This is a genomic window from Roseomonas sp. TS2 (assembly GCF_058833935.1).
The window spans coordinates 1-1071 of sequence record NZ_JCACVY010000362.1; the positions used below are offsets into that span (position 1 = coordinate 1).

1 protein-coding gene is annotated in these 1071 nt (G+C 72.3%); it reads right to left on the bottom strand.

Annotated features, from left to right (window positions below; translation table 11 throughout):
- Positions 1-1071: AI-2E family transporter (locus tag ACZJYS_RS24410; protein ID WP_493180661.1), on the bottom strand; the 1071-nt coding region annotated here is incomplete at both ends.

Here is a 1071-nt window from a genome sequence, read left to right on the forward strand (position 1 = left end):
GGTCGAGGTAGAGCGGGCTTTCCAGATAGCGCCGCAGCCAGTAGCGCGCCAGCACCCCGAGGGTGGCCGCCATCGGCACCGCCAGCAGCACGCCGAGGAAGCCGAAGGCCACGCCGCCGGCGAAGAGGGCGAAGATCACCCACACCGCGTGCAGCTCCACCCGGTCTCCCAGCAGGCGGGGATAGATGATGTAGCCCTCGACGATCTGCCCGGTGACGAAGATGGCGGCGACCAGCCCGACCCCGTCCCAGGTGCCGAACTGGCCGATCGCCAGCAGCAGCGCCGTGGCCAGCCCGGTCATCGAGCCGACATAGGGGATGAAGGTGAGGAAGCCCGAGGCCAGCCCCACCATCAGCCCCAGCTCCAGCCCGACGGCCGAGAGGCCCACGGCGTAGTAGCCCGCCAGCAGCGCGCAGCAGAGCAGCTGCCCGCGCAGCCAGGCGGAGAGCACCCGGTCGGTGTCGCGGGCCAGCTGGCGCAGCGTGGCGGCGGAGCGGCGCGGCAGCCAGCTCTCGATGCGCCCCATGATGCGCGGCCAGTCCCGCAGCAGGTAGAAGGCCACCACCGGCGTCACCACCACCAGGGTGAAGACGCTGAACAGCGCGTAGCCGCCGCCGATCAGCCGCGTGGCCGAGGTGCCGAGGAAGGAGAGGATGGCGCCGATCTGGCTCACCGCCAGGTCGCGCAGCCGCGTGTCGAACGCCTCCGGGCCGAAGCGCTGCTCCAGCGCCGTCAGCGCCTCCTGCACCGCCGAGCCGACGCCGGCCACGTAGCTCGGCAGCCGGGCCAGCAGCGTGCCCACCTGGGCGATGACCAGCGGGTAGAGCAGCAGCAGCGCCAGCAGCGCCAGGGCCATCAGCGCCGTCACCAGCAGCAGCGCGGCGATGCCGCGCGACAGGCCGAGGCGGTTCAGCCGCGTGGCGAAGGGGTCGAGGAAATAGGCGATGCAGCCGGCCAGCACGAAGGGCGTCAGGATCGTCGAGAACAGCCAGAGCAGGAACAGCCCGGCCGCCAGAAGGCCGAGCACCAGCGTCAGCCGCTGGTTGCGCGTGGCGGTGCGCGGCCCGGGCT